The organism is Rathayibacter sp. AY1F2, from assembly GCF_002930885.1.
GTDB lineage: Bacteria > Actinomycetota > Actinomycetes > Actinomycetales > Microbacteriaceae > Rathayibacter.
Window position 1 is genome coordinate 1 of sequence record NZ_PSVG01000048.1, and the last position, 3,211, is coordinate 3,211.

A 3,211-nucleotide genomic window follows, 5' to 3' on the forward strand; every position below is an offset into this window, starting at 1 on the left:
GGCGTGGGCGACGCAGTGGCGGAACGAGCCGCTGGTGATGCCGTGCAGCTGGTCGGAGTGCCACGCCTCCCAGACCCCGGACTTGCGGCGGGTGACGTGCACCGAGGGCATCGTCTTGGGGTCGGTGCCCACGACCCGGACGTCGACCGCGCGGGTGTTAGCGAGCGTGAGGTAGGTCTTCGCGGTGGTCTGCAAGTCAGTGGTGGTCTGCATGGTGTGGGTGCTCCCTCTGGCTGATCGTTTTTCTTTGCCTCTCCGGCGGGGAAAACCGTTTGAGTGGAGGCGGCGCAGTGACGCCGATCACGGGCGAAATAAGCCCGCAGGGCGCGTCCGATAGCGGCGGCACGGAGCCGGTGGAGCGAAATAGGTTGAAACCGCGGAGAGGTGAAGAAAACAGGTGGAACGGGCCGCCCCGCGGCCTCCCCTCTGCGGCGTTCCGTCGCCGCTGCGCGAGTGCAGCTCGCGCCCCGGAACGGGACACGGAGAGCGTGAGGGGACCACCCCTCACGGCTTGGCGACGATCCCGCTCCTCGCGCCTGACACTCCTCGGTAGCGCGCCTCGGCGGGTAGACGCGTGCCATCCCTACGCTGTCGGAGGTACCTCGTACTGTGGTGGCGTGAACAAAGCCAGCGTGAAAACGAGTGCCGCTGAGGCTGGTCGCGCCCAGTTCGCACGAGTCCGCCTCATTAACGAAGAGCTCGACAAACTCGGTGCCGATGCGGCAGAGCGGACCGCGAGCGTGATCGGGAAAGCGTCGTTTCTCGCTGTCTCTGCTGGCGTTCTCATCGCAGCATCAACGGCGCAAGTGTGGACGGTCGCAGCAACTTTCGGCGTGCTTGCCCTCGCTCTGGCATGCGTTTCGCTCACCTGCGCAGCTGTCGCAGTGCGCCCCGGCAAGAGGCGCGGCATCGAAGCACAACGTCTAGTCGATCGCTACATCGACTCCACCCAGTCAGCTTCACAAGTTGAACAACAAATGGTGCGGGACAAGGCCACGGTGTTGCGTGCACGCGAGACCGACCTCCGCGCTCGAGCGACATGGGTGTGGGTCGGTTTCGCGGCGCTCGCTCTTGCCGCGGCTGCACTGACACTTGTGTTTGCAGCAGAGACCCTTTGGAGCTGAAATGCCACGACCTAACTACGACGACAGCACTGCCGGTTCGGGCGACTCGAACGATGACGAGATGGGCACGAACCTCGGCGCCCTCTACGGCACCGGTGACGACACCCTCGGCCACCTCACGCACGGTGATGACGCAAACTTCAACTCATCCATCGGCATCTTTACGGAAGGCGAAAATGGCCCGGCCTGATTACGAAGAGGCTCGACCCGCTCCCGGCGGAAACGAGAGTTCCGCCGGCCCGGGTGAGGGAAACGTCGGTTGGCACCAGAACGGGCTCCCGGACGACAAGATCGAACGACGCGGTCGCTAAATCCCGTAGCGCAAGCACGGCACTCAACCCCTGTCAGCCGGCTGCGGGTGCGACGCTACGGCGCAGTGCGCGCTGAGTGGCGGTGGCGACGACGGCGGTCGCGCGGGTGAGGTTGGGGCTGATCGCATTGGCCTCGAGTACGCGGCCGGTGCGGCGGTTCTCGCCCTCCCTCCAGGGGACGGCGCGCTCGAGCGGAGGGCGCCTTCAATGGCGGGAACCTACGACCGACCGGGATGCACAGAATCTCGACCACGAACCTCGGCTGCGACCGCTACGAGGCGTCTCCGGATTGTCGCGACTACCGCTGAGTCCAACCCTCAACTCTAAAGAGATCTCAACGACAGAGAGGGACCGCGCCGATCGGCGCGGTCCCTCTCTGTCGTACTACGCGCCTAGCGGCGCTTGCCGGCCCCGTTGTTGGTGGCATCCACGTACACGTAGCGGTCGCCCGCGTGGGGGGTGGGCGGCAGCGGGTTGTTCTGAATGCTGGTGCGCTCGGCACCTCCGCGGTCACCTCCGCGCGGTCCGACGATCCGGTACTGGCCGCTTCCGGGAGCGGGGGTGCCGGGGGTGAGCAGATTGGCCACGAGAGGCCTCCTTTCACGCACGGCCCCCAGCACTGGTCGGCGTGGACAGTTGACCACACCCACCAGGGCCGGGTTAAGATCAGAACGATTCTCTGGCCGAAAATCCGTTCTGACCCCTGTAGCCGCTGACTTGTACTGTCAGCGTTCGCTGACAGGGGTCTTTGCGTGTACGAGCTTCAGCGTACAGCTCCGATCGGTTTCCCGCTCGGTTCTGCGGCGATTTGAGGCGGCTAAGTTAACTTTCTGGTCATTCCGGTCGGCCGGTGGATCAAATAAGCGTCCTGGGGGCCGCTGGGGGCCGCTGTGGTCGGGTTTACCCCCTTACTGTGAACGTGCGCATGGTCCTGGCGGAGAGGATCGTACGTCGGGGGCCGCCGATGTTCGATCCAGCCCGATTAGCTTCTCGCCGCCGATCGAATTTTCGTTCTCCTGGGTTTCGGTCGAGTCTGGGGCGGAAGGAGCGGTTGCGTCTTCGGTTTAGTTCTCGACCGGTGAAGTGCGGCCGCACCCTGAGCGCGGCGCGGTAGTGACGACGGCGGTCGCCCGGGTGAGATTGGGGCTGATCGCATCGGCCTCGAGTACGCGACCGGCGCGGCGGTTCCCCTCCTCGCCCCAGGAGACGGTGCGCTCGTAGCCGACGACAATCAGGGCGTCTTCCCGGTGGAGGGAGGCGACGACGTGCTCGCCCAGCTCGAACTTCGCCTCCACGTAGTGCGCAGCGATCCCGGAGGATCACGTCATCCTCTACGTGCTCCGGATCGCGGACGGCTCGGCGTAGGGGTTCAGGCCGTCCCGGCGAGGAGGGCGACGGCCGCTGCGGAGAAGAGGACAACGGCAGCCACGAGAGCGCCGCGGGCTCGGGCGCGCTTGTCGAGCGCGACCTCGGACAGCTGCGCGGAGTGGAGCTCGGAGTCGCGATACAGCGGCACGACACCGGCGACGACGAGCGCAGCGCCCGTCACGGCCAGCAGCAGAGCGATCCCGTCCCACATGCCGACCAACTTACTCAGCCGCGGGGGCGGCGCTGCGGCGGGGTGCGCGCTGCGCGGCCGTCGTGACGACGGCGGTCGCGCGGGTGAGGTTGGGGCCGATGGCGTCGGCTTCGAGGACGCGGCCGGTGCGGCGGTTCTCGCCTTCGCCCCAGGCGACGGTGCGCTCGTAGCCGACGACGATCACGGCGTCTCCCTTG

The 3,211-nt window shown here is 66.5% G+C and carries 7 protein-coding genes; 2 read left to right on the plus strand and 5 right to left on the minus strand.

From position 1 onward, the window contains the following. The coding region (locus C5C54_RS17375; RefSeq protein ID WP_146078898.1) for a hypothetical protein at positions 1 to 213 on the minus strand (213 nt) is incomplete at its 3' end. Between the two features lie 404 nt (positions 214 to 617). On the opposite strand from C5C54_RS17375, the gene C5C54_RS17775 reads away from it, so the two are divergent. Together C5C54_RS17775 and C5C54_RS18440 are read left to right on the plus strand one after the other, a co-directional pair. Further along, complete coding sequence (locus C5C54_RS17775; RefSeq protein WP_146078899.1) at positions 618 to 1,124, plus strand: hypothetical protein; 507 nt, start codon at positions 618 to 620, stop codon at positions 1,122 to 1,124. A gap of 61 nt (positions 1,125 to 1,185) precedes the next feature. Further along, positions 1,186 to 1,314, plus strand: coding sequence for a hypothetical protein (locus tag C5C54_RS18440; protein WP_258063369.1), 129 nt, complete (start codon positions 1,186 to 1,188; stop codon positions 1,312 to 1,314). 513 nt (positions 1,315 to 1,827) lie between these two features. Here C5C54_RS18440 and C5C54_RS17380 read toward each other — a convergent pair. The 4 genes from C5C54_RS17380 to C5C54_RS18115 form a co-directional block, all read right to left on the minus strand. Beyond that, positions 1,828 to 2,022 carry a hypothetical protein gene (locus tag C5C54_RS17380; RefSeq protein ID WP_104288895.1) on the minus strand — a complete coding sequence of 65 codons (195 nt, stop codon included), beginning with the start codon at positions 2,020 to 2,022 and terminating at the stop codon, positions 1,828 to 1,830. Between the two features lie 477 nt (positions 2,023 to 2,499). Then, on the minus strand, positions 2,500 to 2,730 hold the full coding sequence (locus C5C54_RS17385; RefSeq protein ID WP_104288896.1) for a hypothetical protein: 231 nt from the start codon (positions 2,728 to 2,730) through the stop codon (positions 2,500 to 2,502). A gap of 74 nt (positions 2,731 to 2,804) precedes the next feature. Next, positions 2,805 to 3,014, minus strand: a complete 210-nt coding sequence (locus tag C5C54_RS17390; protein ID WP_146078900.1) for a hypothetical protein — start codon at positions 3,012 to 3,014, stop codon at positions 2,805 to 2,807. 10 nt (positions 3,015 to 3,024) lie between these two features. Then, on the minus strand, positions 3,025 to 3,211 hold a 187-nt coding region (locus tag C5C54_RS18115), incomplete at its 5' end, for a hypothetical protein (RefSeq protein ID WP_219812228.1).

Bases quoted from the DNA above. Each gene is read 5' to 3' on its own strand.
- C5C54_RS18440 (WP_258063369.1), top strand. From the start codon at position 1,186: ATGGGCACGAACCTCGGCGCCCTCTACGGCACCGGTGACGACACCCTC.
- C5C54_RS17390 (WP_146078900.1), bottom strand. From the start codon at position 3,014: ATGTGGGACGGGATCGCTCTGCTGCTGGCCGTGACGGGCGCTGCGCTC.